Origin of the sequence: Bradyrhizobium altum, from assembly GCF_020889705.1 — a bacterium.
Taxonomy (GTDB): domain Bacteria; phylum Pseudomonadota; class Alphaproteobacteria; order Rhizobiales; family Xanthobacteraceae; genus Bradyrhizobium; species Bradyrhizobium altum.
In genome coordinates, this window is record NZ_JACMYP010000126.1 from 1 (window position 1) to 25,522 (window position 25,522).

The following is a 25,522-nucleotide window of genomic DNA, read 5'->3' on the forward strand; positions in this document are numbered from 1 at the left end:
CCGGTCAGCTCGGCGCCGCGCCGCGCGGCCGCCGCCGGCGGCAGCCGCAACAGCGACATGGACGACGACATCCCGTTCTGATGTTCGTTTCGCAAAACGGCCTACGGGGCGGGCTCGTCCGGCTCGTCTCGTGTGGTCGGTGCGGCCTGAGCAAGGAAGCGACCGACACGATTTTCAAGCATCCGGACCAAGACCGGATCCATGAACTCATAGTCGTCGGGAATGTCGAGACAGATGACGCGCTTGTTGTTTAGGTGAGGCCGAAACCGGCTCCTGAGCTTGTTGCGATGGGTCTTCTCCATCACAAAAATGATGTCGGCCCAATCGATCTGTTCGGAGGACAGCAGGACGCTTGCACCGGACGAGATGCCAGCCGAGTCCGCCTCGACGCCAGGCCACGTCGAAAAGACCTGCAGTGGGACTGCGCAGGCGGTTGGCACTGCAGACGAATAGGACGTTGGTCATGTGCTGTGGAAGCCAACTTGAGTGCGGGCATCTTTGCGCGAGGTTGGTCGGAATAGGTACGGAAGCAGCGCTTTCTGGGCAACAGGTTGGCCGAAGCTTCGACTATTCCGTCGGTCGGCGTTTCCGTGAAGGTCATTTCCCGGAGTAGTGCTATGATTTGCCGCGATAATTTTCTCATGTGAATTATGAGGATAACTATCTAACCTATAGCTAGAGCGTGCTTATCTGATGGCGACCAGTGCGGGTTCCCCGGACTTTGACACAGGTCAATGTGAATGATATTTACATTGGCCTGCGGCGAGCGACGTCTGGCCGTGAGCTTCACTCGAGGGCTGCCATCATGAGCCTCGCGCCATTGCTCGACGCTGCGCCTGCGATCCCGCTCCATGCCTTTGCCGCGATGGCTGCCTTCGTGCTCGGCTCCATCCAGCTCGCCGCACCGAAGGGCACGCTGCCGCACCGGACGCTGGGCTGGATCTGGGTGATCCTGATGCTGGCCGTCGCCGGAAGCTCGTTCTGGATCCATCAGATCCAGCTGGTGGGCCCGTGGAGCCCGATCCACCTGCTGTCGATCTTCTCGCTGGTCATGCTGGTGCTCGGCGTGACGGCCGCGCGGAGCCACAACGTTCGCCGCCACAAGTTCACGATGATCGGCATTTTCTTCGGCGCGCTGGTCATTGCCGGGCTGTTCACCTTCATACCCGGGCGGATCATGCACGCGGTGATTTTCGGCCAATAATCGGACGATCAGGGCGTTGCGAAGGCCGGTTCCACCAGGTCTTCGCGACCTCGCAACCGCCGGGCAAAGCGGGCGCGTCGCAAACCTGCAATGCGGCCGGTAAGTGCATGAAAAAACGAAGGGAAAAACGGCTTGCCGGAGCCGCGCAAGGGTGGTTATCAGGCCCTCGATGGTCTATATGATTCCCCAGCAGAACTGACCGGATTTCCCCTTTGTCCGAACCCGAAGACGACAAGCCCGGCGAGCCGCCGGTGCCCTCAGATATTCGTCCCGTTTCCATTCTCGACGAGATGAAGAAGTCCTACCTCGATTACGCGATGAGCGTGATCGTGTCGCGTGCGTTGCCCGATGCGCGCGACGGGCTCAAGCCGGTGCACCGGCGCATCCTGTATTCGATGCATGAGCAGGGACACACGCCGGACAAGAAATACGTCAAGTCCGCGCGCGTCGTCGGCGACGTGATCGGTAAATATCATCCGCATGGCGACCAGTCGATTTACGACGCGATGGTCCGCATGGCGCAGGACTTCTCGCTGCGGGTGCCGCTGATCGACGGCCAGGGCAATTTCGGCTCGGTCGACGGCGATCCGCCGGCGGCCTATCGATATACCGAGGCACGGCTGACCAAGGCGGCGCTTGCCGTTCTGGCCGACATCGACATGGACACCGTCGATTTCCAGCCGAACTACGACAACTCGGAGAATGAGCCGGCGGTTCTGCCGGCCCGCTTCCCGAACCTCCTGGTCAATGGCGCCGGCGGCATCGCCGTCGGCATGGCGACCAACATCCCGCCGCACAACCTCGGCGAGGTCGTCGACGCCTGTGTGGCGCTGATCGACAATCCGGCGCTCACGATCGACGAGTTGATCGATATCATTCCCGGACCGGACTTCCCGACCGGCGGCATCATCCTGGGCCGCCAGGGCATCCGCTCGGCCTACCATCTCGGCCGCGGCTCGATCGTGATGCGCGGCAAGGTGGCGATCGACACGATCAGGAAGGATCGCGAAGCGATCATCATCACCGAGATTCCCTATCAGGTGAACAAGGCGACGATGGTCGAGCGCATCGCCGATCTCGTGAAAGAGAAGAAGATCGAGGGCATCGGCGACCTGCGCGACGAGTCCGACCGTGACGGCTATCGCGTCGTCATCGAGCTGAAGCGCGAAGCGGTGCCCGACGTGGTGCTGAACCAGCTCTACCGGTTCACGCCGCTGCAGACGAATTTCCCGGCCAACATCCTGGCGCTGGATTCCGGCCGTCCGCAGACGATGAATCTGAAGGACCTGCTCACCATCTTCGTCGCGTTCCGCGAGCAGGTGGTGACCCGGCGGACCAAGTTCCTGCTCGGCAAGGCCCGTGATCGCGCCCACATTTTGGTCGGCCTTGCGATCGCGGTCGCCAACATCGATGAGATGATCCGTGTCATCCGAACCTCGCCCGATCCGAACACCGCGCGCGAGGCCCTGATGTCGCGCGACTGGCCGGCACGCGACGTCGAGGCGATGATCACGCTGATCGACGATCCCCGGCATCGCATCAACGATGACGGCACGCTCCGGCTGTCGATGGAGCAGGCCAGGGCCATCCTCGATCTCCGGCTGCAGCGCCTGACCGCACTGGGGCGGGACGAAATTTCCGAGGAGCTCGACAAGCTCGCGGCCGAGATCGCCGATTATCTCGACATCCTGCGCTCGCGTGCCCGCGTGCAGGGCATCGTCAAGACCGAGCTCGCCGAGGTGAAGCAGCAGTTCGCCACCCCGCGCAAGACCGTGATCATCGAGCAGGAAGGCGAGGTCGAGGACGAGGACCTGATCCAGCGCGAGGACATGGTCGTCACCGTGTCGCATGCGGGCTACGTCAAGCGCGTGCCGCTGTCGACCTACCGGGCGCAGCGCCGCGGCGGCAAGGGCCGCGCCGGCATGCAGACCCGCGACGAGGATTTCGTCTCGCGGCTGTTCGTCGCCTCGACCCACACGCCGGTGCTGTTCTTCTCGTCGCGCGGCCAGGTCTACAAGGAGAAGGTCTGGCGGCTGCCGATGGCAGCGCCAAACGCGCGCGGCAAGGCGCTGATCAACATCCTGCCGCTGGAGCAGGGCGAGCGCATCACCACGATCATGCCGCTGCCGGAGGATGAATCCTCCTGGGGCAATCTCGACGTGATGTTCGCGACTACCAGCGGCACCGTTCGCCGCAACAAGCTGTCCGATTTCGTCGACGTCCGCCGTTCCGGCATCATCGCCATGAAGCTCGGTGAGGGCGAGGCGATCGTCGACGTGCAGATCTGCACCGAGCGCGACGACGTGCTGCTGACCGCCGCCGGCGGGCAATGCATCCGCTTCCCGGTCACCGATGTGCGCGTCTTCACCGGCCGTACCTCGATGGGCGTGCGCGGTATCGCCCTGGCCGAGGCCGACAAGCTGATCTCGCTGGCGATCCTGCGCCATGTCGAGACCACCTCGGACGAGCGCTCGGCCTACCTGAAGATGCGCCGTGCGGTTGCCGGCGAGGCCGCAAGCGAAGAGCCGGCGGATGCCGAGGGCGAGGAGACGACGAACGCGATCCAGCTGTCGCAGGAGCGCTACGCCGAGCTGTCGGCGGCCGAGCAGGTGGTGCTCACCGTCTCCGTGAACGGCTTCGGCAAGCGGACCTCGTCCTACGAGTACCGCACCACCGGCCGCGGCGGCAAAGGCATCGTCGCGATGAGCGTGAACAACCGCAACGGCAACCTGGTGGCGTCGTTCCCGGTCGAGGACGCCGACCAGATCATGCTGGTCACCGACAAGGGGCAGCTGATCCGCTGCCCGGTGGCCGACATCCGCGTCGCCGGCCGCTCGACCCAGGGCGTGATCGTGTTCGATACCGCCGAGGACGAGCATGTCGTCTCGGTCGAGCACATTCCGGAGGAAGAGAACGGCGCGAACGGGAACGGCGAGTAGGGCCGTTCCCGAACGTGGTTCGTTGCATGCGGCTCGAGGTTGGAGCCCCGCCAGGTTGATTGATGCCCGATTGCTCGGGCGCGCAGGGCTGCGCCCTTTGGTCGTTTCGGCGGCTTCGAGACCTCGCGTCTGTGTTAGAAGGGCGACCCGTTCAGGGCGCCTGGGGGGCAGACAGCATCGTGAACAGAACGCTATCGCCGTCCCGTTGCGCTGTTTCGCGTGACGTCGCATAGCCGTGCACGAGTTCGAAACCGCCTTCGGAAACATGCCATTTCCAGCGAGTGGGCTCGTTCTGCGCACTCACGATAACCTCCAGGAGGCGAACGCGGGTTTGTTTGGCCATCTTGCCGACATGCGTCTTGGTTGGCCCGCTTGCGAGCGGGCCCAATCTGGTCGGCAGGAGTTACTTCTTCTTCCTCGGCGGCGGAGGATTGATCTCGGCGATCTTGCGCAGGCAATCGGCTTCGGTGTCGTGCGGGCCGGTCACGAATGTTCCGCTGACTTTTGTGGAATACCAACCTGAGGTCACGCCGAGGCGCACGGACTCTTCAATCTTGACGTGACGAGGCGAGAGATTTTGCATGAAGGTCTTTCGGTGAGTGCGTTCGATTCTTTCTCGAACGCACGGAGGAGGCTTTCAACCATCCGACTCGAACATTCGTCGGGTTCGCCTCGCGCTGGCAAGCCGCGCCAGCCGGCAAGCGTCGTCGTTCCTGCGCGTGATTGCAGCAAATAGCCAGCACTTTCTCGCGCGATACGGGTATTTGTCCGATCAGGCACATCGTACCTTGTATTCGACTGCATCATCGCCATGTCGGTAGGACAAACAGGAACGTATTTCGAATGAAGCTTCGCGTCGGATTCGAAATGCACTACGAGTTCCCCCAGCCGACACCCATGATCATGGTGCTGGGCACGCATTTCACGCGCGCGTCCGACATCATCATCCCCGACCACCTGACCACCACCCCCGCGGTGCCGATCACGCCGTATCGCGACGGGTTCGGCAATTGGTGCAGCCGTATCGTTGCGCCGGCCGGTCCGATGCGCCTGGCGGCCGATGGCGTCGTGCACGACAGCGGTGAGCCTGATCCGGTGTTTGCTTCGGCCGGCCAGCACGCGGTCGAGGACTTGCCGGCGGACACGCTGGTCTATCTGCTGGGCAGCCGCTACTGCGAGACCGACCGGCTTTCAGAAATCGCATGGAAGCTGTTCGAGGGCACGCCGCCGGGCTGGCCGCGGGTCCAGGCCATTTGCGACTTCGTCCATCGCCACATCGCTTTCGGCTACGAGCACGCCCGTGCCACCATGACGGCGTGGGAGGTCTTCAACGAAGGCAAGGGCGTGTGCCGCGACTACGCGCATCTCGCCATTACCTTCTGTCGCTGCATGAACATTCCGGCGCGCTATTGCACCGGCTATCTCAGCGATATCGGCACCCCGCTGCCTTGGGCGGCTGGTGATTTCGCGGGCTGGTTCGAGGCCTATATCGGCGGCCGCTGGCATATGTTCGATCCGCGCAACAACGTGCCGAGGATCGGCCGGGTTCTGATCGCACAGGGACGGGATGCCTCCGACGTTCCGATCACCCAGACGTTTGGGCCAAACAAGCTGATTTCGTTCAAGGTCTGGACCGACGAGGCCGCGTCATGACGGATGATACCCAAGCCCTCAGTTCGGACGAGTTCGCCTCCCTGGTCGAGGTCGGCAAGGGCGACGCGCAACGCGAGATTCCCCAATTGCACGGGGAGCGGCTTGTCGGTCTCGGCTACGCGGTCAGACGGCTCGGTGAACTCGGCCTGACTGCATCCGGCGTTCGTCGTCTCGCAGTCGGCAAATAGACCGTCGAGGCCCTCGGATGTCCGTGTCCGATTGAGGGTCCCGGATTGTGCTCCGCTCCATCCGGGCTACGTGAGCCGCTCGATCAAATCTCGATCTCCGTGCCGAACTCCACCACCTGACCGGTCGGCACGCCGAAGAAGGCCGCGGAGCGCTCGGCGTTGCGCTGCAGGAAGGCGAACAGCGATTCACGCCATACCCACATGCCCGGAACGTCCTCGCGCGGGATGATGGTTTCACGGCCGATATAGTAGGTCACGTCGGAGAGATCGATGCCGGGCAGCTTGCCCTGCCGGCAGGCGAGCTGCAGCCCTTCGTAGATCGTCGGGTATTGCATGAAGCCGTAGTGCAGGATGATGCGGGTGATGCCCGGGCTGATCTCGTTGACGTCGGCGCGTTCGTCGTCTGGAATCCGCGGCCGCTCCTCGATCTGCACGGTGACCAACAGCACGCGCTGATGCAGCACGTGATTGTGCTTGACGAACTGGGTCAGTGCGAGCGGCACCCCGTTGGGGGCCGAGGCCAGGAACACGGCGGTGCCGGGCAGGCGGGCGCTGCACTTGTTGACCGCGGTCTCGATCAGATCCTCCTCGGGCTGGCGCAGCTTGCCGCGCGCCCTTTCGACCAGCTTGACGCCGCCGCGCCAGGTCAGCATCAGGAACGCCACCGCGGCCGCAAGCAGCAGCGGGAACCAGCCGCCCTCGAGCAGTTTCTCGGTGTTCGCCGCAAAGAAGATCGCGTCGATGATGAAGAAGAAGCCGTTCACCGCGATAACGATGATCGGCGAATAGCCCCACTGGATCGCGACGAGCGCGGCGAGCAGCGTGGTGATCGCCATCAACAGCGACACGGCGATGCCGTAGGCGCCGGCGAGTGCGTCCGAGGTGCCGAAGGCGAGCACGGCGCCGAGCGTTGCGGCCGCGAGCAGCCAGTTCACCAGCGGCACGTAGATCTGCCCGATCGCGTCGCTCGTGGTGTGGTGGATATGCATCCGCGGCAGGAAGCCGAGCTGGATCGACTGCTGGGTCAGCGAGAACACACCGGAGATGATGGCCTGCGAGGCGATCACGGTGGCAACGGTCGCGAGCAGGACCAGCGGGTAATGCGCCCAGTCGGGAGCGAGCTGGAAGAACGGGTTGTCGATCGAACCCGGGTCGTTGATCAGCTCGCCGGCCTGGCCGAAATAGTTCAGCACCAGCGCGGGCAGGCAGATCGCGAACCAGGCGAGCCGGATCGGAAAGCGGCCGAAATGCCCCATGTCGGCATACATCGCCTCACCGCCAGTGACGGCGAGGAACGCGGCGCCGAGGATCGCGAAGCTGACGTGGAAATCCTGATGGATCAGGAAGTCGAACGCATAGAACGGGCTCAGCGCGACCAGCACGCCGGGCGCCTTGACGATGCCGTGAATGCCGAGCGCTGCGAGCACCGCGAACCAGAACAGCATCACCGGGCCGAAGATCTTGCCGATGAAGCCCGTGCCCTGCTTCTGCATGAAGAACAGGCCGATCAGGATCACGACGGTGAGCGGCACCACCGCCGGCGCCAGCGAGGGCGCGTCGACCTTCAGGCCTTCGATCGCCGACAGCACGGAAATGGCCGGCGTGATCGCGCCGTCGCCATAGAGCAGGGCGGCGCCGACCAGGCCGACGACCAGCAAATGGGCGCGCCAGGTGCCGGGCGCCGCGTTGCGTGCCGAGAGCAGCGCCAGCAGCGCGACGATGCCGCCTTCACCGCGGTTGTCCGCGCGCAGGATCAACATGGCGTATTTGACTGAAATGATGAGGATCAGCGCCCACAGGATCAGCGACACCGTGCCCAGCACGGCTGTTTGGCTGAGGGGCCCGCCATGGGCGGCGGCCTTGGCGGCTTCCTTCAGGGCGTAGAGGGGGCTGGTGCCGATGTCGCCATAGACGACACCGAGGGCACCGAGCGTGACGGCAAACGGAATCGGGCTGGTTGGAGGATGGCCAGAAGAAACGATGGCGGGCGTACTGGTCACGGCAATCCCCCGATGGCTTGCGCCCGCCGGGTCATCCGGTCGGGCGCCTTAGACGATAGTCTGCGACGGGACGTCGCAAATTACCATTGGGTTTTGTGTGACGGACTGAGCTTACACCGAACTGACGGGCCGGTTTCCGGCCCGATCGCGCCGGAGCGGCAAGGCGATCGCTTCGAGTTGCTGCGATGGGCTGCTACTTTGCATGGGGTTGCTTTCGATATTTTGGCAACGCCCCATGCAGGTTGTCGGGATTCGTCGTCTGCACCTGGACCAGTGCCGACCGTCCTCAAATCACCTACGGGGTGCGGTCGGCAGTGACGAGACGGGCTTCGCGAACCGCCGTCTTGTTGCCGGCGCTGCGCAGGCAGGAGGCCTCGAAATTCGGCCAGGCCTGCTGCGAGCAATCCTTGCCGACCGGGTGGATGTCGAGACGGTCGCTTTTGGCCAGGGGCTGCGGGGTGGAAGCTTCGACCTGCGGCGCAAAGCCCGGCAGAACGGTGAGCGCGGCGGCAATGAACGCGGCAACGGCGATAGCGGAAAGTGCCTTGATCATGACGGTCCCCATATGATCGGGCCCCCCGGGCCCGTCGTTTCGTTGTCCAATGTCTACCGGCCGCACGTTTCCTGGTGTCTTCGCCAGGGTGGAAAATGGTTTCATCGCCGGCCGGTTTTGTTTCGTCCGCCAACGGCCGACGAAACATTCACCCACATAGACGCTGGCATCCCAGGACTCGTTCACTGGACGAGGAGAGATTTATTTCGCGCGGCGGGCGGAACCCGGGCGGCTTGCCGGGGAGAGCCGGGCGGGTTAGGAGGGACCATGTCCCGTATCGCGCTCTATCCCGGCTCCTTCGATCCCGTCACCAACGGCCATCTGGACGTGGTCCGGCAGGCCGTCGGCCTGTGCGACCGCCTGGTCGTCGCCGTCGCCATCCATGCCGGCAAAAAGCCGCTGTTCTCGACCGAGGAACGGCTGGACATGTTGCGCGAGGTGTGCGGCCCGATCGCCCAGCAGGCGGGCTGCGCCTTCGATTGCACCACCTATGACAATCTGACGGTGACGGCGGCGCGCAAGCTCGGCGCGACCATCATGATTCGCGGCCTGCGCGACGGCACCGATCTCGACTACGAGATGCAGCTCGCCGGCATGAACGAGGCGATGGCGCCCGAGGTGCATACCGTATTCGTTCCGGCGTCGGTCGCGGTCCGCCCGATCACCGCCACACTGGTGCGCCAAATCGCCCAGATGGGCGGCGACTTCTCTGCATTCGTGCCGTCATCAGTCGCCGCTAGCCTGAAGGCCAAGTTCGCCGGCTGATGCCGGCGGCCTGCCACACCCAGAACGTCAAAGGTCCGGAGTTTCCATGATCCGCATTCTTGCATTCGTTGCCGCGCTGCTCTGCGTCGTGCCTGCGGTCGCGCAGCCGCTGCCTGCCAATCTCGACAAGGCCAATGCGATCGTGATCGACACCACCAAGGGCCGCATCGTCATCAAGCTGCGCACCGACATCGCGCCCCAGCACGCCGAGCGCATCAAGCAGCTGGCGCGCGAGGGCTTCTACAACAACGTGCCGTTCCATCGCGTGATGGATGGCTTCATGGCGCAGACGGGCGACGGCCAGAATTTCAACGGCACCGGCGGCTCGAAATATCCGAACCTGAAGCAGGAATTCTCACAGGTCCCGTTCAAGCGCGGCATCGTCGGCATGGCCCGGCGCGGCGACAGCGTCGACAGCGCCAATTCGCAGTTCTTCATCATGTTCGCCGACGGATCGAGCCTCAATGGCCAGTACACCGTGGTCGGCGAGGTGGTGTCGGGCATGGACGTGGTCGACAAGCTGAAGAAGGCTCCCGCGGGCTCTCCCGGCGGCGCCGTCACGGACCCCGACAAGATGGTGAAGGTGCAGGTCGCATCCGACGTCAAGTGATCGGCGATGGCGGCGCGCAGCAAACCATTTGCCTGGTTCGCCGCGCCGCTGGTGCTGTGGCTCGCGCTGACCGGATCGGTGGCGGCCGAGCCGGAGCAACTCAATACGATCAAGGACGTTGTTCTGGCGATCCATCGCTGCTGGCGGCCGCGCCGGCGGACAAGGCCGGGCCGATCGACATTACCGTCATTGTCAGCTTCAACCGTGAGGGCGCGATCCTCGGGCATCCCAGGATCAGCTATGAATCGCAGGACGCGACCGACAACGACCGGATTGCGTACCGGGTCGCCGTGATGGAGGCGTTGCAACGCTGCACGCCGATGCCATTTACCGAGAGCCTGGGCGGCGCGGTGGCGGGCCGTCCATTCGCGATCCCGTTCCGGAATAAGAAATATCCACCCCGAAGCCAGGAGAAGCGAGCATGGCTGCTACCGAAAATACTCTGATCCTCGAAACCACGCAGGGCCCGGTCACGATCGAGATGCGCCCGGATCTCGCGCCCGGCCACGTCGCGCGGATCAAGGAGCTGGTGCGCGAAGGCTTCTACGACGGCATCGTGTTCCATCGCGTGATCGACGGCTTCATGGCGCAGACCGGCTGCCCGCAGGGCACCGGCATGGGCGGCTCCGGCAAGAAGCTGAAGGCGGAGTTCAACAAGGAGCCGCACGTCCGCGGCACCGCCTCGATGGCCCGCGCCGCCAATCCGGATTCCGGCGACAGCCAATTCTTCATCTGCTTCGACGATGCCTCCTTCCTCAACGGCCAGTACACGGTCTGGGGCAAGGTCACCGAGGGCATGGAGAACGTCGACAAGATCAAGCGCGGCGAGCCGGTGAAGGATCCGGACAAGATCGTCAAGGCGCGCATGGCCGCCGACGCGGCTTGAGCTGAACACTCCGTCATTCCGGGCGTGGCGAAAGCGACGAACCCGGAATGACAACGTTGAAGTTACAATCGCGCCATGCGCACCGATCTCTTCGATTTCGAACTGCCGCCTGAGAGCATCGCGCTCCGCCCCGCGAGCCCGCGCGATTCCGCGCGGATGCTGGTGGTGCATCCGGACGGCGTGCTGCGCGACGTCACCATCGCGGGCCTGCCGCATTGGCTGGAGCCCGGCGACCAGATCGTCGTCAACGACACCAAGGTGATTGCGGCCCAGCTCAAGGGCCGCCGGATCGGGCGCGAAACCGAGCCGAAGATCGAGGCGACCCTGATCAAGCGGCTCGACGGCTCGCGCTGGCAGGCGCTGGTGAAGTCGGCGAAGAAGCTTGCGCCCGGCGACACCATCCGCTTCGGCAATGAGGGCAAGGTCTGTCTGCTCGGCAATCTCGATGCAGAGGTCGAGGCCAAGGGGCAGGAGGGCGAGGTGACGCTGTCATTCTCGTTCCATGGTCCGGTGCTCGACCAGGCCATCGCCGATGTCGGCGTCACGCCGCTGCCGCCCTACATCGCCTCCAAGCGCACGCCCGACGACCAGGACGTCAGCGACTACCAGACCATGTTCGCCGCCAATGAAGGCGCGGTCGCCGCGCCGACGGCGGGATTGCATTTCACGCCGGCGCTTGAGGCTACGCTGAAGAGCCGCGGCGTCGCGCTGCACCGGCTGACGCTGCATGTCGGGGCAGGGACCTTCCTGCCGGTCAAGGTGGACGAAACCTCCGAACACAATATGCATGCCGAATGGGGCTGCATCACCGCCGAGACCGCTTCTGCCTTGAACGCCGCGCGCGCAAAGGGCGGCCGGATCGTCGCGATCGGCACCACATCGCTGCGGCTGCTGGAGAGTGCCGCCAATGCCGACGGCACCATTCAGCCGTTTGCCGCGGAGACCTCGATCTTCATCACGCCGGGCTATCGCTTCCGCGCGGTCGATATCCTGCTGACGAATTTCCATCTGCCGCGTTCGACGCTGTTCATGCTGGTCTCGGCCTTCTCCGGCCTCGAGACGATGCAGCGTGCCTACGCGCACGCGATCAGCGACGGCTACCGGTTCTATTCGTATGGCGATGCGTGTTTGTTGTTCCGCGAAATCGGGTAGTTCAGCGAGCACAATTCGATGACCGTCACCCTGAGGTGGCCGCTTCTTCAGCGGCCCTCGAAGGGCGACGGCCCGACTGGGGCCGATGCATCCTTCGAGACGCCGCTTCGCGGCTCCTCAGGATGACGGGTCTAGCAACCGAGCCAGCCCCTCACGCCATCGCGCGCTCGGGCAGCAGCTCGGCGATCTGCACCGCGTTCAGCGCGGCCCCCTTGAGCAGCTGATCGGCCGCGACGAACATCGAGATCGAGTGCCCGGAGGGATCGCTGAGATCCTTGCGGATACGGCCGACCAGCACATCGTCCTGGCCGGACGCATCGATCGGCATCGGGAAGTAGTTCTTCGCGCGGTCGTCGACGATCTTGACGCCCGGCGCCTGCGCCATGATTGCGCGCACCTGATCCTCGGTGATCGGCTTCTCGCATTCGAAGGTGATCGCCTCGCAATGCGCGCGCAGCACGGGCACCCGCACGCAGGTGACGCCGACGGCGATCTTGTCGTCCTCGAAGATCTTGTGGGTCTCCTTGATGACCTTGGTCTCTTCGTCGTTGTAGCCGGTCTCCGGATCGATGGCCGTGTTGTGGTTGAACAGGTTGAAGGCGTAGGGGTGCGGCATCACCTTCGGGGTGTAGACCTGTCCGTTGAGGTTGGCGCGGGTGGATTCGACGAGCTCCTCCATCGCGGCTGCTCCCGCGCCGCTTGCGGCCTGGTAGGTCGAGATGATCACGCGCTTGATGCGGTTCTTCCGGTGGATCGGCCACAGCGGCACCAGCGCGGTGATGGCGGCGCAGTTCGGGTTGGCGATGATGCCCTTGTGGTCGCGGATGCGGTTGGCGTTGATCTCGGGGATCACCAGCGGCACGTTGGGATCCATCCGGAAGGCCGACGAATTGTCGACCACGACGGCGCCGGACTTCACCGCAACAGGTGCGAACTTCTTCGAGATGCCGCTGCCTGCCGAGAACAGCGCGATGTCGACGCCCTCGAAGGCGCGCTCGGTCAACTCCTCGATCACGACCGGCTTGCCGCGGAAGCTGACGGTCTTGCCGGCCGAGCGGGCGCTCGCCAGCGCCTTCAGCTTGCCGACGCGGAAGCCGCGCTTGTCCATGGTGGCGATGAATTCGGCGCCGACTGCGCCGGTGACGCCGACAATCGCGACGACGGGATCGTTACTCACTTTGTCCTCCATTCGAATTTGAGCATGACGCGGGCAACAAAAAAGCCCCGGACCTTCATCAGGCGGGGCTTCGGGTAGAGATGATGCTGTACGACCGACTACGCGCGCACGCCTCCCGAGGCCCCAGAGGGCTTGGTGGTTTTGGTGGTGCGTTTGGTCGCGGTGATCATGGTGAGGACTTATGCGGGAGAGATCGGCGCCCGTCAACGGCTTTTGGGCGAAAACCTGGCCAGCAAAGACTTGGCAAAGGAAGACTTGGCAAAGGAAGACTTGGCAAAGGAAGGCTTGGCAAAGGAAGATTTGGCAAAGGAAGATTTGGCAAAGAAAGATTTGGCAACGCCCGCGTCAGCGCCGACGCACGCCCGGCGGCTCGAGGATTACCTCCTTCAGATCGCTGCCGGTGAGCACGACGATGACGAAATTGAGCTTGCCGCGTTCGCGCATCATGCCGCCGCTGATTGCCTTTCCCGAGGTCGTGTGCTCGGCGACGCGCACCGCATCGGCGAGGCGATGCCGGAGCGCCCTGAGCACGACGAGGTTGTCACGGTCTTCGGCGCCGAGCGACGCCAGCGGCGAGGCGGCCTCGCCACCGACCACGTGGCCGGTCGCGGCGTCGATTGCATGCTGCCAGATGCGGTCCCGCTGCATGGTCTTGACCCGGTAGACCGCGGGCTCCGTCGCGCCGTCGAAGCTGATGTCGGCGGTGATCGAACCGGAGTGCAGCGCCTCCGCAATCGCCATCGCCTTGCGCAGCGAGATCTGGGCGGCCTGGAAGCTGTCGAGCTCGCGGCGAACCGTATGCACGTCGAGCCCGTTGTCACTGTCCTGCGGGGTGAGTGCGGCGGCCTCCGAGCCCGTGATCGCATGGGCCGGCGACGCCAGGGACAGGGCCAGCAGCACGGCCGCGAGCAGCCGCGTTCCAAAAGCCCAATGCCGCAGTGCGTGGAAACGTCCCGTCGTCATAGCTATATCCGTCGCGTCGAACCGCCGCCCAGGCGGAGAAAATGCAAGGAAAATGCGGCCGACCTCTTGTTAGTCAGAGGTCGGCCGCCGAACGTTCAGACGAAGCGATGGCGGCAGCTTCGTCGTGACGATCGAAGTTACAAGGCGACACCAAACCCTTGGGGGGCTGAACCGGGTTCAGCGTCTCTTTGCAACTAAACAATACGGTTTCGTTCTGTTTTTTCAAGGTTGCCCGCGATAGATGGTTGCTCACGATAACGTGCGAGACGATAGAACGATCCTGCTGAAAGCCGCTTAGCGGGCCGGTCGGCGGCGCGCCTTCGCCGGCTCCTTGGCGGCGTCGCGCAACCGGTCCCGCGGTCCCACGGCACCGGCGAGGAACAGCCGGATCGAGACTTCCATCCGCGTCACGGCGGCTTTCATGTCGATCGGAATCCCGAATGTCGCCATCCGGTGGGTGTGGCCGACCACCATGTTGAGGAAGGTCTCGGCCGCGATCGTCGTGTCCTCGAGGTCGAGGGCGCCATTGTCGACCAGATGGTCGAAGAAATCCGCCGTCGTCGACACCGCCTTCGACCAGCCTTCGTCGACGGCAAGCTTGGCGACCTCGGGGAAATTGATCGCCTGCGCGGTCAGGATCCGGCTGAAGGCGATGGAGTCGGCGCTGCAGTTCAGCACCAGCAGCTGGCGCCCGAGCTCGATCAGCCGTTCCTCGACCGAGCCATCGCAGCTACCGCCGGCCTGTGCTTCGGCCGCCGCGGCGGCCAGCGGGGCGAGCCACCGGGCGATTTCGCGCCTGAGCACCGCGGTGAACAGGCCGCGCTTGTCGCCATACTGTCCGTAGACGGTGGGCTTGCTGACGCGGGCCGCCTCGGCCACGGCGTCGATCGACGTCGCATCGAAGCCGCGCTCGAGGAACAGGCGCGTGGCGACCTCGATCAGCCGCTGGTCGCGCTCGATCGCAGCATCCCGGGTCGGCCGGCCGCCACGTGACTTGATCACGCCGCGCTTGGCCACCTTGGCCTTGGTTGCCGTCAATCCCATTGCCCATTCATCTCGTTGTGCGTTCGGACGGGTCTGTCCGGTCTATAACCCGCGCGATGCGGATTCGTCCATTCGGGTGGTACCGGGGGCTGGCCCGGTCAGGGCGGCGTCGCGGTCCAGGCCTGCCCCGCGGCGGCCTTCTCATAGCCGTGCTGGTAGAGCGCGCGCATATAGGCAGTGTCGAAGCCCTGGGTTTCCGGCGCCGGATAGTCGCGCTCGATGTAGGACAGATGGAAGCCCAGCCGGTTGCGGCGGGCGAAATCATAGGTCGAGAGAATGACCGAGCGCGTCTGCGCCTGGGTGATCGCGGAAATGCTGCGCGAGGCGACGTCGATCGTCGAGTTCGACACCAGCTCGAAGTTGCCCTCGAGCTTCTTGTTGACGAGGATGTAGATGTTCATGCGGCCATCGGCGGGCCACGCACGTTCGCGAAACAGCAGTGCGTCCGGCAGCGTCAGGACCGGCGCGGTCACGCCGCCGTCGACATGCATCTCCTGGAAGCGGCGGCCCTGACCCTCGGCGTCGATCATGATCGGCGGAAACACCAGCGGGATGCTGGCGGAGGCCGCCATCACGTCGCGAAACAGCTGCAGCGCCTCGGGCGTTCCGACGGCGGCGATCCGTCCCATGTCCCAGATCACCGTGCGCTGGGTGTCCAGATCGGTGGTGACGATCAGGAGCTTTCGGCCCTTGGCGTTTTCGCGCGCCACCTCGCTCAGGACGTCCTGGCCGACGTAACGCGCCACCAGCTCGCGCAGCCGCTTGTTGCCGAACAGGCCGGAGCCGAACAGCACCCGCATCAGGCTCGGGTCCTGCAGCAGGCTTTCGGCGATCCCGGACGTGTAGACCTCTCTCAGCGTATCGTCGTAGCGCGGGCCGAGGAATGCAAAGGGCGCGATCAGCCCGCCGGTGCTGACACCGGAGACGACCGAAAAGTTCGGACGGTTGCCGGCCGCGGTCCAGCCGTTGAGGACGCCGACGCCATAGGCGCCGTCGGCGCCGCCGCCGGAGAGGGCGAGATAGGTCTTGATCGGGGCGCGGTCGCTCTTCTCGAGCCGGAATTTGGACGCCGGCTCGTCGGCGTAGCGCCGCAGCCCGTCGAGATCGAGCACCCGCGAATTGGCGGCGTCGGCCGCCGTGTAAGGCATACGTGGCAGCGAGCTGCAGGCCGCCAGCGCGAAGGCGAGCCCGCACAGCAGCACCGCTTGCCGGATCACATGACCAGCTGTCATCCGATGGCGGATGCCGTCAGGCCGGGCGCTGCAGGATGGGAACATCTCGGCCAGTCAGGTTTCACGCGGATTGCAGTCGCGGCGGGAACGATCCGCCGCCTTATTCTTGACATAAAACGATACGGTTTCGTTTTGTTTAACCGAAGGACCGTTCCGGGGCAAGCATCCGCCCGGCGGTTGGCGCTCACGAAGTCGCGCGGAGGCCGTTACCCGACGGGTTGATCGGGCACCGGCGACACGCAATAAGCAGCCGCATGAATCTTCCCAATCATTTCGAACTGCTGGCCACTGATGGCGCCGCCCGCACCGGGCGCCTGACCACGCCGCAAGGCGTCGTCCGGACGCCCGCATTCATGCCGGTCGGCACGGCCGGGGCGATGAAGGGCATGCATTGGCGCGAGGTGCGCGATGCCGGCGCCGATATCGTGCTTGGCAACACCTATCACCTGATGCTGCGGCCGGGCGCCGAGCGGATCGCGGGGCTTGGCGGCCTGCAGCGCTTCACCGGCTGGGGCGGCCCCATGCTGACGGATTCCGGCGGCTTCCAGGTGATGTCGCTCTCGGAGCTGCGCAAGGTGACCGAGAAGGCCGTGACCTTCCGCTCGCATATCGACGGCGCCAAGGTCGAGCTGTCGCCGGAGCGCTCGATCGAGGTGCAGCGGCTGCTCGGCTCCGATATCGCGATGCAGATGGACGAGTGCGTACGCCTGCCGGCCGAGCGCGTCGACATCGAGCGCGCGATGCAGCTGTCGCTGCGCTGGGCCGAACGCTCCAAGCGTGCCTTCGAGAGCGCGCCGGACGGCTACATGCTGTTCGGCATCGTCCAGGGCGGCGACATCCCCGATCTCCGCCACGCCAGCGCCCGCGGGCTGACCGACATTGGCTTTCACGGCTACGCGATCGGCGGGCTGGCGGTCGGCGAGCCGCAGGCGGTGATGCTGTCGATGATCGAGGAGACTGCGCCGGCGCTGCCGTCCGATCGGCCGCGCTATCTGATGGGCGTCGGCACGCCGGAGGACATTCTGGAGGCGGTGGCGCGTGGCGTCGACATGTTCGACTGTGTGATGCCGACCCGGAACGGGCGCCACGGCATGGCGTTCACCCGGTTCGGCCAGATCAACCTGCGCAACGCCCGGCACATCGACGATCCGCGTCCGCTCGATGAAGAGAGCACATGGCCGGCGGCGCGCGGCTATTCGCGCGCTTATCTGCATCATCTGGTGCGTGCCGGCGAGACCCTTGGGGCAATGCTGCTGTCCGAAATCAACGTCGCCTATTACCAGGAGCTGATGCAGGGCATCCGCGACGCGGTGGCAAACGGCACCTTCGAGGATTTTAAAACGAAAACGCGCGCCGGTTGGGCGCGCGGTGACATCGCTCCGAGGTGAGCTGTGTGATCAGTTGCACACGATCGGTTTCACCGTGTGCTTGGTCACGAACCCGTAACCGCAATTGTCGCAGGTCCAGAGATAGCTGATCAAATTGTCGAACAGGTACGCGGACGCTTCTGCCGCTACCATGGAGTCAGCACACACAGGACAGGTCGGCAAATCGCTGCCGCGCGGATCGGGCCTGGACGCTGCGGTCGACCGGACTTCAGCAAGTGCTGGCATGTGCGCCTCCCTTTGCGTTCTGAGCTGCACCTGACGAAAGTATATAGACGCACTTGTTTGACCTTGTCGCAACACAAATGCGTAGGTTTTACGTTATTTGCGTAGGTTCTTATTTTGCGATGCAACGAATTGGCGCCTCGGCGGTTTCTCACTTGCGCGTCATGATGCGCTGCTTCTAATGAGAGAAGACCGCATATTTTCAGCATATCCCGCAACAGGAGCCGCTTGATGGACGCGCCGTCGACAACGAGTGCAGTGCAACCCGGACGCGGCCGCGTCTTTGACTCCATCGTCGATGCGATCGGCTCAACGCCGATCGTGCGGCTGCGCAGACTGCCGCAGGCAAGCGGCGTCAACGCGACGATCCTCGCCAAGCTGGAATATTTCAACCCGGCGGCCAGCGTGAAGGACCGTATCGGTGCGGCGATGATCGTGGCGATGGAGAAGGCCGGCATCATCAACGCCGACACCGTGCTGATCGAGCCGACCTCGGGCAATACCGGAATTGCGCTGGCCTACGTCGCGGCATCGCGCGGCTATCGGCTGAAGCTCGTGATGCCGGAGTCGATGTCGATCGAGCGGCGGCGGATGCTCGCCTTCCTCGGCGCAGAGATCGTGCTGACCCCGGCGGCGCAGGGCATGAAGGGCTCGATCGCGACCGCGGAAGAACTCGTGCGCACGACCCCCAACGCCGTCATGCCGCAGCAGTTCAAGAACCTCGCCAATCCCGAAATCCATCGCCGCACCACGGCGGAGGAGATCTGGAACGACACCGGCGGCAACATCGATTATTTCGTCGCCGGCGTCGGCACCGGCGGCACCATCACCGGTGTCGGACAGGTGCTGAAGCCGCGCAAGCCGTCATTGCGCGTCGTCGCGGTGGAGCCGGAGGAGAGCCCGGTGCTGTCGGGCGGCCAGCATACGCCGCACAAGATCCAGGGCATCGGCGCGGGCTTCATCCCTGACATCCTCGACCGCTCGGTGATCGACGAGATCGTCAAGATCAACAGCGCTACCGCAATCGAGACCGCGCGCGCGCTGGCGCGCAACGAAGGCATCCCCGGCGGTATCTCGTCTGGGGCGGCAATCGCGGCCGCCTTGCAGATCGGCAAGCGGCCGGAGGCTGCGGGCAAGACCATCCTGGCGATTGTGCCGTCATTCTCGGAGCGCTATCTCTCGACGGTGCTGTTTGAAGGAATCTAGGACATGGCCGACCAGCCGAGACGACCGCGAACCCTGAACGATGCCCGTAGCGAAGCCGAGGCGGCGTTTAAACGGGCCACCACCAAGGTCGCGGATGCGCTGCCGAAGACTGCGGCCGTCCCGGTCCCCGGCGTCCGGGAGCAGGTCACGCTGCGGATCGATCAGGACGTGCTGGCATATTTCCAGGAGGGCGGCCCCGGCTGGCAGGACCGCATCAACGCGGCGCTGCGCAAGGCCGCCGGGAAGTAGCACGCTTTCGAAGCAGGCAAGCCCGGGATGATCGCCGGGCCTTTTGGCCGAGCCGCAGCGGTGTAGCGCTGCGCGGTGGTCATCTTGCGCGCGCCGACACCTTTGCAGCGGGCTTCAGGTTCAGGAGGTTGCCGGCCAGGATCATGGCGGCGCCAAGCACCGTATAGGCGTCGAGCTGCTCGGCATAAATCAGCCACCCGACGATCGCGGTCAGCGGGACCCGGACGAAATCCATCGGGATCACGACGGTCGCATCAGCGTGGAGCAGGGCGCGCGCCATGCAGTAATGCGAGAAGGTGCCGCAGAATGCGATCACGGCAAGCCAGCCCCAGGTGGAGAGCGGCGGCCAGGTCCAGACATAGAGCGCAGGCCCGATGCTGGCGAGCGACTGCACCACCAGCATCCAGAAGATGATCGTCAGCGCCTGCTCGGTCCGCGTCAGCGATTTGACCACGACGATCGAGACTCCGAAGCCCATGGCCGCGGCAAGCGCGATCAGCTGGCCCGGATTGATCGCACCGGTCGCCGGCCGCACGATCACGATGACGCCGATGAGGCCAAGCACGATCGCCTTCCAGGATGTCATCCGTTCGCCGAGGAAGCCCGCCGCAAGGATCGCGGTCCAGATCGGCATCGTGAACTCGATCGCGACCACCTGGCCGATCGGGATCAGTGTCAGCGCATAGAACCAGCCAAGCTGCGCGCAGAAATGGATCAGGTTGCGCGCGATGTGCAGGTGCGCGCGCGGTCTTCACGATCGCAAGCCCGCCATGGATGTGGACCAGCGGATACAGCATCACGAAGCCGAGCACGCCGCGCACGGCCATCAGCTGGAAGACGTTGACCTCGCGCGTGGCCTCGCGGCCGGCCACCGCCACGATCAGCATCAGCGCGAGCCAACCGGACATCCACAGTGCTGCGCGGGTCTTTGAGGGCGTGCGATCCATGATCGGAATGAGATGAGGAGGGATTCCCGGTATCGGCGAGCCGATATGAATTTGCAACGCGCAATTCTGCGATGCGGTGGTGCGCCAACCGCGTGATCTCTGCTAAGCAGGGCGGGAATAATCACATCAGGAGGATCTGCCCATGCGTGTCTTGCAACCGGCCGAGTGGTCGAAACCCCGCGGCTTCTCGCACGGTGTCGCGTTCGACGCGCCCGGCAAATGGATCGTCTTGGCGGGGCAGACCGGCGGCGACGAGAAGGGCGAGTACGCGCCCGAGATGGCTGCCCAGGTCGGCACGGCGCTGAAGCGCATCATCAAGCTGTTGAACGAAGCCGGCGCCGGTCCCGAGCACATCGTTCGCCTGACCTGGTACCTGACCAGCCGCAGCGAATACGAGGCCGCGGGCGCCGGTATCGGTGCGGCGTGGAAGGAGACACTCGGACGCAATTTCCCGCCGTCCACGCTGCTCTATATCGACGGACTGGTCGATCAGCGCGCCAAGGTCGAGATCGAGGTCACCGCGTTCGTGCCCGCTGCATAGAGGCACGCGCGCGCGATTGCCGCGTGGCCAAGCAAAAGGCCCTCGGGGATGACCCGAGGGCTTTTCTCGTCTGAGTACCGATTGCTTACTTCGACAGCGTGATATTGGCGCCGCGGAACTGGCTGTCGGCCCTGATGGTGACGGACTGCTTGTTGCCGGCGGTGCGCATCGCGATGTCGGCATTGAAGCCGGGCGCGCTGGCAACGACCTGGAAGTTGCCGCCGCCGCCGCGACCTCGCAGATCGCCGTTGACATTGCGGCTGGACTCGCTCCATGAGCCCGTGACCGCATTACCCTCGGCCTGCACATCGGCCGCCAGGTTGAACTTGTAGGCGTCGCTGGCGCAGGTGAGGCCCATAGTCATCCTGGGCCCGCCGACGTGGTAGGTCGCACGGCAGCGGATACGTTCGCTGGAACCGTCATCCAGGGTGACGGTGCCGGCGCCCGACCAGGTGCCAGCCATGCCGGCGAACGGGCTGGACTGGGCATGGCCCGGGCTGCTTGCCAATGCGGTCACGAAAAACGCGACGGCTACAAATGCTGGCCGCCGCGCGATGGCGAAGAAACTCGATACGCTGGTGATCTTACTGACGGGATGCTTCCCATCGGCCGCTGCACGGTACGCCAGCTGATGCCCCATTCCACTTCCCCGATCCGGAGTTGCCACTGAGTTGTCCGTTCGCATATGCACCATTGATCGAGACTCGCACAAGGCCCCCGCTGCCGACGGTGCCGGAGATCGTCGCGCCGGGCGCGGTGATCTTTCCTTCCGAAACGGTCAGGGTGGAGCTGGACGACGGCTCGCAGCTACCGGTCTTGGTGACGACGGTGACGTTCCAGAGGCCGTCATAAGGCTGCTGGGCGGACACGGGAGCAGCGGTAAGGGCAACAGCCGAGGCGACCGAAGTGACCAAAATCAGGTCGCGAATGCGGATCGAACGCATGAATCAAATCCCTGTAATTTCGTGTGATGACGCGGCTTATCCTGTCACAATGTGTTCAAAATTTGCTGCGTCGCAGAAGCCCCAAATGTTCCTGTGGACTCAAACACATCATAGTGAATCTGGTTCCGGGTCAGGAACGAATAATCTGTTCCGTTGTTTAACTACGCAAGGTATTTTGATACCAAGTCGCGGATTAGTGCTTGCCGGGGCTGAGGTTAGGCGCCTTGGTCGCAAACTGCTCATCCTGGGGCTTGGCCGGCAGCGTCTTGAAGGCCTTCGCGTAGTCGATGACCTCACCGAGCAGGCGCAGGCCGAGCGGTGCCAGCGCACGTTCCCACAATTCGCGTGCGGTCTCGCCCTTCTTGACGAACACCCAGTCCTGGGCGGCGATGGCGCCGGCGTCCATACGGTCGGCGAGGTGATAGATGCTGCCGCCGGCGATCGGATCGCCTTCCTTGATGGTCCATTCCACCGCCGCGATACCGCGGTGGCGGGGCAGCAGCGACGGGTGGTAGCCGACGCCACCAAACTTCGCCACGGCGAGGGCCTCCTTGCTGACCCGGGCGTGGCTGTGGGCGGTCACGATCAGGTCTGTGCCGGGTGCGATCTCGGCGGCCGTCACCAGCTTGGGATCGGCCTGGACCACGACCTCGATGCCGGCCGCCCGGGCGGCTGCCGCCAGCCGGTCCTCGCCGTCATGGACGACTACCCTTGCGATCTCGACGGCGTGCTCGCGCAGCATGTTCAAGGTCGTCACGCCGAAGTGGCGGGAACCGACGAGGGTAAGGCGCATGGGATCAATTCCGTGGGGGTTACGCGGGATTTGCTTGGGCGGCCGCCATGCCGATAGCACACCGCGGCCGCCAGTTTCGTTGTCCTGCCCGTTATCAACAGGCCGGCCGGCTGGCAACCTCAGGCCGCCGGCTGCTTGCTCGCCAGCACCTTGTCGATGCGCCGGCCGTCGAGATCGACGATCTCGAAGTCCCAACCCTGCGCATTGATTTTCGCACCGACATCGGGGATCGCGCCAAACGCATGCAGCAGGAAGCCGGCGGCGGTCTGGTAGGGCCGCGGCGAGGGCAGCACGATGCCGAGCAGTTCGCTGAACTCGAGCGCCGCCATCCAGCCCGAGATCAGATAGGAGCCGTCGTCGCGCCTGACATAAGCGGGCTCGGCCGGGCCTTCCTCGGTATGGAAGGCGCCGACGATGGCCTCGAGGATGTCGGCGCTGGTCACGACGCCCTGGAACGTGCCGTACTCGTCGTGCACGAGGCCGATATGCACCGCGGAGTCGCGCAGGATCGCGACCACGTCGCGGGCGTCGACGGTCTCCGGGATGATCGGCGCATCGCGCGTCAGCGCGCGGATGTCGGGCGTCTGGCCGGCGAGGTAGACGTCGAGCACGTCCTTGGCCTGCACGATGCCGAGCGCATGATCGCGGTTGCCGTCGAACACCACGCAGCGCGAGTGACTGCTCTTTTGCAGCATCGCCAGGATCTCGGGCGCGGGCGCGGCGAGGTCGATCAGGCTGACCTCGTGGCGCGGGGTCATGACGGCGCCGACCGGCAGATCGCCAAGCCGCATCACGCCGGCGATCATCTCCTTTTCGCCGGGCTCCAGCACGCCGGCGTTTTCGGCTTCCACCACCAGCGTCTTGATCTCGTCCTCGCTGACGCGGTCCTGCGCATCCTCGCGATGGCCCAATAGCCACAGCAACGACTTGCCGGAGCGGTCGAGCAGCCACACCACCGGCAGCGACAGTTTCGCCATCATCGTCATCGCCGGCGCGGCCCGCACCGCGATCGCCTCCGGATCGCGCAGCGCGATCTGCTTCGGCACCAGCTCGCCGACGATCAGCGAGGCATAGGTGATCACGCCGACGACGATGCCGACGCCGGCAGCGTCGGCGACGTTGGCCGGCACGCCAAGCTCGAACAGCCATTGCGAGAGCCGCTGGCCCAGCGTCGCGCCCGAGAAGGCGCCCGACAGCACGCCGATCAGCGTGATGCCGATCTGCACCGTGGAGAGGAATTTTCCGGGATCGGAGGCCAGCGCAAGCGCGCGGCGCGAACCGCTGACGCCGCGTTCGACCAGCGCGGCGAGGCGCGCCGGACGGGAGGAGACGATCGCGAGCTCCGACATCGACAACAGACCGTTGACGACGATCAAGACCGCCACGATCGCAAGTTCCAGATATAACACGGGAGTCCCTGAGGTTTGGCGGCATGGGCCGCTCTGCGACGCCCAATATAGGCATACCGGGGCCGTTTTGCTGTGCCTTGTCGGGCGCCCCTGCACAAGCAGAGGGTGCGTATGGCGCGCATGCAGCAGGAGATCGCGGCATTTTGGCGCGCTGGCGCTTGTGACCACCGGCGCGTTTTCTTCACGCGAGGTGGAAAACGCTACTAGGCGAGTATCCGCAGCTCAGGTCGGACGAACGTCTTGCTCGATGCAGAAGGCTGACTCAGCATCTGTTTGGAAGCGGCTTGCAGCTGCACGCGCAGATCGGCGTTGCATTGCTTCATCTGGTTGCGCAGTTCGCGTCGGGAGAAGGCGGTGAGTGAGGGGTCCGCGAGCTGTTGCCAGGCGGTACGGAGCCATTCCTGCAGCTCGCGAATGTTCTGATCCAAAGTCTTCTGATCCAGGACGCTGGGCTGGGTCATGCAGCCAAATCCCACGAAGTGATCAGTTGCAAAGTAACGCTGATTCGCGTCGCTTCACCTAGCGCTATGTTGCGCAGGCGTGTGTTGGGCAGGGGAGATCGGATGCGGCAGGCGCGCCGTTGCCCGGCTCAGCGCGGCTTGCCGGGGCCGGTGCGCAGGAAATCCAGCGCGATCGGCAGCGCGAGGAACAGCGCGGCCATCATCGAAAGATGACGCGTTTGCGTGGCGGTCAGGCCGAGATCGTGTTGGGCGAGATAGGCGAGCATGATCGCTGCGTAGGCGGCGACGCAGATCGCGACGGCGATGCTCCCGAAATCGGTCTTGCTGTCGGTCTCATAGTTCACGGCGGCACCACTTCGTTGTGGGAGTGGTGTAGCGCGGCTCACCCGCACCGACTATGAGCTGGATCACGGGCGCGAGACGGACGATTGGCTTCGCTCGTCGCGGCGATCGATCAGGCTGGCTCGCGGCACGAAGCCTAGCGAGGAAGCTTGCGTTCCGGCTGGCTTTGCTGCGGAAGCTTGACCGGGATGTGGGGCGATGTACTCACCACACGCGGGCTGCCGTCGGAATGGGTCTGGCCGTTGAGCAATGTCTCGAGAACCAAAAAGAACTTTTCAGAAAGCATGGGCGTAGCCCTCGTCGTCTAATGTCCTTATGTCGCGGCGCCCGGCGGAAAATTCGATCAACTAATAGGGAGGTGCGCCGCCATGGCGATGCTGCAGCGCGGGGGCTTCCCTGTGCAATCCGGGAGATTACCGGCGCCGAAGCCTTCAGACTGCGCGCCGATGGTTGCCAAATTCCTAACGGTGGCCGGCGCAGCCCGTGATTGCGTCACACCGTTCCTTCAAGGATCGGCGTTAACGAGAGCGGCATGGATCGGGACCAGGACATCGACGAGGGATTTGGGTCGGCGCTGCGCCGCAGCTACGGCCGGTTCGCCTGGTGGATCGTACGGCTTAACCGCGTGCTCGAGCCGTCGCGCGCGGCCGAGCC

Annotated in this window: 28 protein-coding genes and 3 pseudogenes; 13 read left to right on the forward strand and 18 right to left on the reverse strand. The window is 64.6% G+C overall.

What is annotated here, in order from left to right; all coding sequences use genetic code 11:
* Nucleotides 1-101: 101 nt before the first annotated feature.
* Nucleotides 102-465: pseudogene (locus H8B02_RS26900) on the reverse strand (low molecular weight protein tyrosine phosphatase family protein).
* 340 nt (nucleotides 466-805) lie between these two features.
* On the opposite strand from H8B02_RS26900, the gene H8B02_RS26905 reads away from it, so the two are divergent.
* Together H8B02_RS26905 and gyrA are read left to right on the forward strand one after the other, a co-directional pair.
* Nucleotides 806-1,204, forward strand: a complete 399-nt coding sequence (locus H8B02_RS26905; protein ID WP_229169026.1) for a DUF2306 domain-containing protein — start codon at nucleotides 806-808, stop codon at nucleotides 1,202-1,204.
* Nucleotides 1,205-1,416: 212 nt separating this feature from the next.
* Complete coding sequence (gene gyrA, locus H8B02_RS26910; protein ID WP_229169027.1) at nucleotides 1,417-4,143, forward strand: DNA gyrase subunit A; 2,727 nt, start codon at nucleotides 1,417-1,419, stop codon at nucleotides 4,141-4,143.
* 151 nt (nucleotides 4,144-4,294) lie between these two features.
* Here gyrA and H8B02_RS26915 read toward each other — a convergent pair whose 3' ends face one another.
* Entirely contained in the window at nucleotides 4,295-4,447 is a 153-nt protein-coding gene (locus H8B02_RS26915) for a hypothetical protein (protein ID WP_229169028.1), read from the reverse strand.
* A 99-nt stretch (nucleotides 4,448-4,546) separates the two neighbouring features.
* Nucleotides 4,547-4,726 carry a hypothetical protein gene (locus H8B02_RS26920; RefSeq protein WP_173643488.1) on the reverse strand — a complete coding sequence of 60 codons (180 nt, stop codon included), beginning with the start codon at nucleotides 4,724-4,726 and terminating at the stop codon, nucleotides 4,547-4,549.
* Between the two features lie 260 nt (nucleotides 4,727-4,986).
* Between H8B02_RS26920 and H8B02_RS26925 the strand changes: the two genes are divergently transcribed.
* The gene (locus H8B02_RS26925) at nucleotides 4,987-5,796 is read left to right on the forward strand and encodes a transglutaminase-like domain-containing protein (RefSeq protein WP_229169029.1); all 810 of its coding nucleotides are present in this window, start codon (nucleotides 4,987-4,989) and stop codon (nucleotides 5,794-5,796) included.
* Entirely contained in the window at nucleotides 5,793-5,984 is a 192-nt protein-coding gene (locus H8B02_RS26930) for a hypothetical protein (RefSeq protein ID WP_229169030.1), read from the forward strand. The genes H8B02_RS26925 and H8B02_RS26930 overlap by 4 nt, the downstream gene beginning before the upstream one ends.
* A gap of 83 nt (nucleotides 5,985-6,067) precedes the next feature.
* Here H8B02_RS26930 and H8B02_RS26935 read toward each other — a convergent pair whose 3' ends face one another.
* The gene (locus H8B02_RS26935; RefSeq protein ID WP_376711714.1) at nucleotides 6,068-7,966 is read right to left on the reverse strand and encodes a potassium transporter Kup; all 1,899 of its coding nucleotides are present in this window, start codon (nucleotides 7,964-7,966) and stop codon (nucleotides 6,068-6,070) included.
* A 313-nt stretch (nucleotides 7,967-8,279) separates the two neighbouring features.
* Complete coding sequence (locus tag H8B02_RS26940) at nucleotides 8,280-8,537, reverse strand: hypothetical protein (RefSeq protein ID WP_229169031.1); 258 nt, start codon at nucleotides 8,535-8,537, stop codon at nucleotides 8,280-8,282.
* A gap of 267 nt (nucleotides 8,538-8,804) precedes the next feature.
* On the opposite strand from H8B02_RS26940, the gene coaD reads away from it, so the two are divergent.
* The 5 genes and pseudogenes from coaD to queA all read left to right on the forward strand — a co-directional run bounded on the left by coaD (nucleotide 8,805) and on the right by queA (nucleotide 11,950).
* Complete coding sequence (gene coaD, locus H8B02_RS26945; RefSeq protein WP_092114077.1) at nucleotides 8,805-9,302, forward strand: pantetheine-phosphate adenylyltransferase; 498 nt, start codon at nucleotides 8,805-8,807, stop codon at nucleotides 9,300-9,302.
* Between the two features lie 46 nt (nucleotides 9,303-9,348).
* A complete protein-coding gene (locus tag H8B02_RS26950; RefSeq protein ID WP_229169032.1) occupies nucleotides 9,349-9,912 on the forward strand; it encodes a peptidylprolyl isomerase in 564 nt (187 codons plus the stop codon).
* Nucleotides 9,913-9,918: 6 nt separating this feature from the next.
* A pseudogene (locus tag H8B02_RS26955) lies at nucleotides 9,919-10,358 on the forward strand (UCP034077 family protein).
* On the forward strand, nucleotides 10,334-10,798 hold the full coding sequence (locus H8B02_RS26960) for a peptidylprolyl isomerase (protein WP_016846097.1): 465 nt from the start codon (nucleotides 10,334-10,336) through the stop codon (nucleotides 10,796-10,798). The pseudogene H8B02_RS26955 and the gene H8B02_RS26960 overlap by 25 nt, the downstream one beginning before the upstream one ends.
* Before the next feature lie 75 nt (nucleotides 10,799-10,873).
* Nucleotides 10,874-11,950: a tRNA preQ1(34) S-adenosylmethionine ribosyltransferase-isomerase QueA gene (gene queA, locus H8B02_RS26965; RefSeq protein ID WP_229169033.1), complete on the forward strand. Its 1,077-nt coding sequence runs from the start codon at nucleotides 10,874-10,876 to the stop codon at nucleotides 11,948-11,950.
* A 151-nt stretch (nucleotides 11,951-12,101) separates the two neighbouring features.
* Here the strand turns inward: queA and H8B02_RS26970 are convergent, their stop codons facing one another.
* The 4 genes from H8B02_RS26970 to H8B02_RS26985 all read right to left on the reverse strand — a co-directional run bounded on the left by H8B02_RS26970 (nucleotide 12,102) and on the right by H8B02_RS26985 (nucleotide 16,366).
* The gene (locus H8B02_RS26970) at nucleotides 12,102-13,139 is read right to left on the reverse strand and encodes an aspartate-semialdehyde dehydrogenase (protein WP_097672138.1); all 1,038 of its coding nucleotides are present in this window, start codon (nucleotides 13,137-13,139) and stop codon (nucleotides 12,102-12,104) included.
* A gap of 333 nt (nucleotides 13,140-13,472) precedes the next feature.
* The gene (locus tag H8B02_RS26975) at nucleotides 13,473-14,090 is read right to left on the reverse strand and encodes a PepSY domain-containing protein (RefSeq protein WP_229169034.1); all 618 of its coding nucleotides are present in this window, start codon (nucleotides 14,088-14,090) and stop codon (nucleotides 13,473-13,475) included.
* A 294-nt stretch (nucleotides 14,091-14,384) separates the two neighbouring features.
* A complete protein-coding gene (locus H8B02_RS26980; RefSeq protein WP_229169035.1) occupies nucleotides 14,385-15,134 on the reverse strand; it encodes a TetR/AcrR family transcriptional regulator in 750 nt (249 codons plus the stop codon).
* A gap of 98 nt (nucleotides 15,135-15,232) precedes the next feature.
* The gene (locus tag H8B02_RS26985) at nucleotides 15,233-16,366 is read right to left on the reverse strand and encodes a patatin-like phospholipase family protein (RefSeq protein ID WP_229169036.1); all 1,134 of its coding nucleotides are present in this window, start codon (nucleotides 16,364-16,366) and stop codon (nucleotides 15,233-15,235) included.
* A gap of 254 nt (nucleotides 16,367-16,620) precedes the next feature.
* Here H8B02_RS26985 and tgt point away from each other — a divergent pair, with 254 nt between their 5' ends.
* On the forward strand, nucleotides 16,621-17,754 hold the full coding sequence (tgt, locus tag H8B02_RS26990) for a tRNA guanosine(34) transglycosylase Tgt (RefSeq protein ID WP_229169037.1): 1,134 nt from the start codon (nucleotides 16,621-16,623) through the stop codon (nucleotides 17,752-17,754).
* Nucleotides 17,755-17,763: 9 nt separating this feature from the next.
* Here the strand turns inward: tgt and H8B02_RS26995 are convergent, their stop codons facing one another.
* Complete coding sequence (locus H8B02_RS26995; RefSeq protein WP_050400485.1) at nucleotides 17,764-17,979, reverse strand: hypothetical protein; 216 nt, start codon at nucleotides 17,977-17,979, stop codon at nucleotides 17,764-17,766.
* Nucleotides 17,980-18,207: 228 nt separating this feature from the next.
* Between H8B02_RS26995 and cysK the strand changes: the two genes are divergently transcribed.
* Nucleotides 18,208-19,182 (forward strand): cysteine synthase A, encoded by a 975-nt coding sequence (gene cysK, locus H8B02_RS27000; protein ID WP_092114098.1) that lies wholly within the window; start codon nucleotides 18,208-18,210, stop codon nucleotides 19,180-19,182.
* Between the two features lie 3 nt (nucleotides 19,183-19,185).
* On the forward strand, nucleotides 19,186-19,431 hold the full coding sequence (locus H8B02_RS27005; RefSeq protein WP_092114100.1) for a BrnA antitoxin family protein: 246 nt from the start codon (nucleotides 19,186-19,188) through the stop codon (nucleotides 19,429-19,431).
* Nucleotides 19,432-19,510: 79 nt separating this feature from the next.
* Here H8B02_RS27005 and H8B02_RS27010 read toward each other — a convergent pair.
* A pseudogene (locus H8B02_RS27010) lies at nucleotides 19,511-20,378 on the reverse strand (DMT family transporter).
* Between the two features lie 142 nt (nucleotides 20,379-20,520).
* On the opposite strand from H8B02_RS27010, the gene H8B02_RS27015 reads away from it, so the two are divergent.
* Nucleotides 20,521-20,919: a RidA family protein gene (locus H8B02_RS27015; protein ID WP_194454419.1), complete on the forward strand. Its 399-nt coding sequence runs from the start codon at nucleotides 20,521-20,523 to the stop codon at nucleotides 20,917-20,919.
* An 85-nt stretch (nucleotides 20,920-21,004) separates the two neighbouring features.
* Here the strand turns inward: H8B02_RS27015 and H8B02_RS27020 are convergent, their stop codons facing one another.
* From H8B02_RS27020 to H8B02_RS27050, 7 genes are all read right to left on the reverse strand, one after another.
* Nucleotides 21,005-21,559 (reverse strand): hypothetical protein, encoded by a 555-nt coding sequence (locus tag H8B02_RS27020; protein ID WP_229169038.1) that lies wholly within the window; start codon nucleotides 21,557-21,559, stop codon nucleotides 21,005-21,007.
* Entirely contained in the window at nucleotides 21,504-21,863 is a 360-nt protein-coding gene (locus tag H8B02_RS27025; protein ID WP_229169039.1) for a hypothetical protein, read from the reverse strand. Before H8B02_RS27025 ends, H8B02_RS27020 begins: the two co-directional genes overlap by 56 nt.
* A 193-nt stretch (nucleotides 21,864-22,056) precedes the next feature.
* On the reverse strand, nucleotides 22,057-22,656 hold the full coding sequence (locus H8B02_RS27030; RefSeq protein ID WP_173643503.1) for a formyltransferase family protein: 600 nt from the start codon (nucleotides 22,654-22,656) through the stop codon (nucleotides 22,057-22,059).
* 119 nt (nucleotides 22,657-22,775) lie between these two features.
* Nucleotides 22,776-24,065, reverse strand: a complete 1,290-nt coding sequence (locus H8B02_RS27035) for a hemolysin family protein (RefSeq protein ID WP_229169040.1) — start codon at nucleotides 24,063-24,065, stop codon at nucleotides 22,776-22,778.
* Nucleotides 24,066-24,268: 203 nt separating this feature from the next.
* On the reverse strand, nucleotides 24,269-24,526 hold the full coding sequence (locus tag H8B02_RS27040; RefSeq protein WP_229169041.1) for a hypothetical protein: 258 nt from the start codon (nucleotides 24,524-24,526) through the stop codon (nucleotides 24,269-24,271).
* Nucleotides 24,527-24,654: 128 nt separating this feature from the next.
* The gene (locus H8B02_RS27045; protein WP_229169042.1) at nucleotides 24,655-24,870 is read right to left on the reverse strand and encodes a hypothetical protein; all 216 of its coding nucleotides are present in this window, start codon (nucleotides 24,868-24,870) and stop codon (nucleotides 24,655-24,657) included.
* 134 nt (nucleotides 24,871-25,004) lie between these two features.
* Nucleotides 25,005-25,154 (reverse strand): hypothetical protein, encoded by a 150-nt coding sequence (locus H8B02_RS27050; RefSeq protein WP_229169043.1) that lies wholly within the window; start codon nucleotides 25,152-25,154, stop codon nucleotides 25,005-25,007.
* Nucleotides 25,155-25,522 lie beyond the last annotated feature (368 nt).